We start from the raw sequence: 3,122 nt of genomic DNA on the forward strand, positions 1-3,122 counted from the left end.
CCTCCGCCGGCACCGCCCCCGGCCGTGCCGGCGGAGGCGGGGGAGTTCGGTTCCCTGGCGATGTGCCGGAACCTGGCGGGCGCGCTGGAACACGCGCTGACCGTCCGGCTCGCCGACCGCACCGCGACCGGCGACCCGGCGGACGACCCGGCGGACGACGCGGCGGATGACGCCGAAGCGGTGTTCACCGTGTGGAACGACAACCTGGCGCTGGCCGCGGCGACAGCGCGGGTCGCCGCCGACGGGATCGTGCTGCGGATCGTGGACGAGTCGTCCCGTACCGTCCCGGCCCCGGCGGCGCCCCTGCTGGAGCCTCTGCTGCGGCTGTACGGGCTGGACTGGATCGAGCGCCGCGCCGCGCTGCTGCTGGAGCACGGCGTGGCGGGGCCGGGGCTGCTGGAGCGGGTGTGGGCCGAGCGCCGCCGGGTCGGCGACGAGCTCGCCGGCCGGGTCGGGGACCTGGCCGCCGCGCTCGACACCCCGGACCCGATCGCGGCGCCGGCGACTCCGCGGGAGGCCGTCCAGCCCTTGCCCTGACGCCGCCGTCCCCCGAGGCCCCGGGCGCATCCGCCTGGTGCCCGTCGTCCGCCCGGCAGTCCGGCGCGGACGACGGGCACCACGCGGATGACGGGCACCACAGGGAGGGCGGAGGGGTCAGCGGATCGGGACGACCGCCATCGCGTCGATCTCCACGAGGAACTCCTCGCGCACCAGCCGCGCGACCTCCACGAGCGTGGCGGCAGGGGTCAGCGGATCGGGACGACCGCCATCGCGTCGATCTCCACGAGGAACTCCTCGCGCACCAGCCGCGCGACCTCCACGAGCGTGGCGGCGGGGGTGATGTGCTCGGGGACGAACTCGGCGCGGACCTCGCGGACCACGCCGACGCCCGTGGCGTCCCGCAGGTAGTAGCCGAGCTTCACCACGTGCTTCCAGCTCGCTCCGGCGTCGGCCAGGACGGTCTCGACGTTGCGGAACACCTGGCGGGTCTGGGCGGCCAGGTCGCCCTCGCCGACGAGGGTCCCGGTGGCGTCGACGGGGACCTGGCCGCTCACCAGCACCAGCCGTCCGGGGACCTCGACGGAGATGCCGTGGCTGTATCCGGGGCCGGCGGGCAGGCCGTCGGGGTCGATCTGGCGGATGTCGGTACCGGAGCGCAGTTCGTGATCGGTCACCCGGTCACCGTAGTCCCGGACGGCGGGCGGGAGGCCCCCGAGGGCGGGCGGACCGGGGGCGGAGCGGGGGCGGGGCCGGGCGCGAGAGGTGGCGGTGGGCTGCGACAATGATCGGTATGAGCGAGCGCAAGCCGATCGAGTCGTGGCTGACGGACATGGACGGGGTGCTGGTGCACGAGGGGCATCCGCTCCCCGGCGCGGACGAGTTCCTCCGGCGGCTGACCGCGTCCGGCAAGCGGTTCCTGGTGCTGACCAACAACTCCATCTACACGCGGCGGGACCTGTCGGCCCGGCTGCGCGCGCTGGGGCTGGAGGTCTCCGAGGACGCGATCTGGACGTCGGCGCTCGCGACCGCGCAGTTCCTGTCGGACCAGCGGCCGAACGGGTCGGCGTACGTGATCGGCGAGGCGGGCCTGACCACGGCGCTGCACGAGGCCGGGTACGTGCTGACCGACCTGAACCCCGACTACGTGGTGCTGGGGGAGACCCGCACCTACAGCTTCTCCTCGATCACCCGCGCGATCCGGCTGATCGAGCGCGGCGCGCGGTTCATCGCGACCAACCCCGACCCGATCGGGCCGTCGACCGAGGGGTCGCTGCCGGCGACCGGCGCGGTCGCGGCGATGATCACGCGGGCGACGGGGGTCGAGCCGTACTTCGTCGGCAAGCCCAACCCGCTGATGATGCGGACGGCCCTGAACCGGGTCGGCGGGCACAGCGAGTCCACGGTGATGATCGGCGACCGGATGGACACCGACGTGCGCGCGGGCGTGGAGGCGGGGCTGGAGACGATCCTGGTGCTGTCGGGGGTGACGCGCAAGGACGAGGTCGACCGGTTCCCGTTCCGTCCGACGCACGTGCTCGACTCGATCGCCGACGTCGTCGACATGGTCGCGCCCGGCGGGCGGCCCGGGGCCGGCGAGGGCTCCGGGGCCGGTTCGGGGTCCTGACGGCCCGTCCGGGCCCGCCGCCATGCGCATGATCGCCGCGTCCGGCTCGCACGAGCTGGAGATCCGCCGCTCCCGGTTCCTGTGCGCGCTGGCGCGGGTGGCCGACGAGGAGGAGGCCGCGGCGTTCGTCGCGGCCCGCAAGCGCGCCCACCGCGACGCCACGCACAACTGCTCGGCGTACGTGGTGGGGGAGTTCGGGGAGCTGACCAAGAGCAGCGACGACGGGGAGCCGGCCGGGACGGCGGGCATCCCGATGCTGGAGGTGCTGGTCCGGCGCGGCCTGACCGGGACGGCCGCGGTCGTCACCCGCTACTTCGGCGGTGTCAAGCTCGGCGCGGGCGGTCTGGTCCGCGCGTACTCGCAGGCGGTGTCGGAGGCGGTCGACGCGGTCGGGGTGGTGGAGCTGCGGCCGGTGACGCGGGTGGAGGTCACGGTGGACCACGCCCTGGCGGGGCGCTTCCTCGGCGACCTGCACGCGCACGGCCCGCAGCCCAGCGATGTCCGCTACGGCGAGGCCGTCCACGCGGAGGTGCCGGTGCCGTCGGACGCCCTGGCCGACTTCACGGCGTGGGCGGCCGAGGTCACCGCGGGTCAGGCCCGGCTGCGCACGGTGGGCACCGGCCACATGGAAGTCCCCGTCACCCCGTAGTCCCGTCACCCCGTAGCCGCGTGGAGCTTGGAGCCGCGCCCACCGCTTCTCGTCGTCCGGGCCCGGCCGGGTTCAGGGGCGGCGGTGCCGTCCGGGGGCCGGGCGGCCCTGGGCGTCCAGCACGGGGAGGTCGGGCACCGTCACGGCCGCGTCGCCGACCGGCACGGCCGGCTGCGGAACGCCGGGGTGGGACGGCCCGGCGACCGGGACGTCCCCGGGGGCGCCGTAGCCGTAGCCGGGCTGTCCGGCGCCGTAGGCGGGTCCGCCGGCGTAGACCGGGGCGGGCGCCGCCGCGGGGGACGGCGCGGGCGCGGCCGTCCCGAGGGCGAGCGGCCCCAGCGGTCCCCA

The 3,122-nt window shown here is 75.9% G+C and carries 4 protein-coding genes and 1 pseudogene; 3 read left to right on the forward strand and 2 right to left on the reverse strand.

Features of this window, described 5'->3' with window-relative positions; genetic code table 11:
* Positions 1–537 (forward strand): acyl-CoA dehydrogenase (locus tag DZF91_RS05395; RefSeq protein ID WP_328589124.1); only part of this gene is annotated, 537 nt, incomplete at its 5' end.
* Between the two features lie 209 nt (positions 538–746).
* On the opposite strand, the gene DZF91_RS05400 is transcribed toward DZF91_RS05395, so the two are convergent.
* Complete coding sequence (locus DZF91_RS05400) at positions 747–1,175, reverse strand: RidA family protein (protein ID WP_235834101.1); 429 nt, start codon at positions 1,173–1,175, stop codon at positions 747–749.
* A gap of 116 nt (positions 1,176–1,291) precedes the next feature.
* Between DZF91_RS05400 and DZF91_RS05405 the strand changes: the two genes are divergently transcribed.
* Together DZF91_RS05405 and DZF91_RS05410 are read left to right on the forward strand one after the other, a co-directional pair.
* Positions 1,292–2,125: an HAD-IIA family hydrolase gene (locus DZF91_RS05405; RefSeq protein ID WP_117356391.1), complete on the forward strand. Its 834-nt coding sequence runs from the start codon at positions 1,292–1,294 to the stop codon at positions 2,123–2,125.
* Positions 2,126–2,147: 22 nt separating this feature from the next.
* Positions 2,148–2,774 carry a YigZ family protein gene (locus DZF91_RS05410; protein WP_117356392.1) on the forward strand — a complete coding sequence of 209 codons (627 nt, stop codon included), beginning with the start codon at positions 2,148–2,150 and terminating at the stop codon, positions 2,772–2,774.
* Between the two features lie 72 nt (positions 2,775–2,846).
* On the opposite strand, the pseudogene DZF91_RS39470 reads toward DZF91_RS05410, so the two are convergent.
* Positions 2,847–3,122 (reverse strand): annotated as a pseudogene (locus DZF91_RS39470) (hypothetical protein); the annotation flags it as partial.

The organism is Actinomadura logoneensis, assembly GCF_003428695.1.
Taxonomy (GTDB): Bacteria; Actinomycetota; Actinomycetes; order Streptosporangiales; family Streptosporangiaceae; genus Spirillospora; species Spirillospora logoneensis.

Coding starts and splice junctions, on each gene's coding strand:
- DZF91_RS05405 (WP_117356391.1), top strand. CDS start 1,292: ATGAGCGAGCGCAAGCCGATCGAGTCGTGGCTGACGGACATGGACGGG.
- DZF91_RS05410 (WP_117356392.1), top strand. CDS start 2,148: ATGCGCATGATCGCCGCGTCCGGCTCGCACGAGCTGGAGATCCGCCGC.